Origin of the sequence: Phocaeicola sp. RTP21198st1_B8_RTP21198_201120, from assembly GCF_040929485.1 — a bacterium.
GTDB classification, from domain to species: Bacteria; Bacteroidota; Bacteroidia; order Bacteroidales; family Bacteroidaceae; genus Phocaeicola; species Phocaeicola dorei.
Window position 1 is genome coordinate 1 of the sequence record NZ_JBCOCI010000526.1, and the last position, 1,072, is coordinate 1,072.

A 1,072-nucleotide genomic window follows, 5' to 3' on the forward strand; every position below is an offset into this window, starting at 1 on the left:
GGAGAAGGTATGGAGCCAACTACTTTTTCACAAATTTGATAAAAGGTGGACGATGAAAATAATAGGACTATATTTGAAATTCTCCTTCCTTCTATCTCTAATACTAACGACTTCCCGGATAACGGCACAGAATCTGCCCGATGGCATACAATATAAAATCACCGGGCGTCTATTAATGGATGGAGGAGTGTATCTGAAGAATCCGAATAACTTTGGCAACGGCACGGAATTTAATGACCTTCGCATCGGTGTAAAAGCTACCTATCAGAACTGGGGAATGAAACTGGAAATGGGATATGCCGGAAACAAAGTAGCCATCAAAGATGCTTTTGCCACCTATTCCTATAAGAATAGTTCCATTCAGATAGGACAATTCTATGAGCCATTCAGTCTCGATATGATTTGTAGTACATTTGATCTTCGCTTCAACCAATCTCCGGGAGCTGTGCTGGCATTGACAAATAGCCGACGTATGGGAGTAGCCTATTCCTATCGTACCCAATATTACTATCTGTGTGGCGGATTCTTTACCGATAATGATTTGAGCAACCTGAAAAATGCATCGCAAGGATATGCCATTGACGGACGTTTGGTTTACCGTCCACTTTATGAGCAAGCGAAACTGATACATATAGGATTAGCAGCTATCCATCGTACACCGGACGGCACGCTTCCCGAAGATGAGAACAGGAATACGTTTACTTATAAATCTCCGGGCGGCACAAGGAGCTTATCTGCAATGTTCCTGGCTATTGTTGGGACAGAATTATCTGTATGACGAAGAAGTAGCCTGTCCCGGAAGACCGGAAGGAAAAGCACTTGAACTATGTGCCCGTTTCAATTATCTCTCTCTGAATGATGCCGGAATAAAAGGCGGAACACAGAAAGACCTCTCCTTCGGATTGAATTACTATATCAATAAACACATTGCTGTCAAATTGAATTATAGCTACTTCATCCCCGGCTCGCATATCAAAGAGATCGAAAGCACAAACTTTAGTGTAGTACAGGGACGTTTTCAATTCATATTCTAGTACTTGGCAGTTCCGTTCGAATAAAGCTATAATAAAGA

1 pseudogene is annotated in these 1,072 nt (G+C 41.9%); it reads left to right on the forward strand.

Annotation, left to right across the window (positions count from 1 at the left end):
- The first annotated feature begins 52 nt into the window (after positions 1–52).
- Positions 53–1,034: pseudogene (locus AB5935_RS27815) on the forward strand (porin).
- The last annotated feature ends 38 nt before the right edge of the window (positions 1,035–1,072 follow it).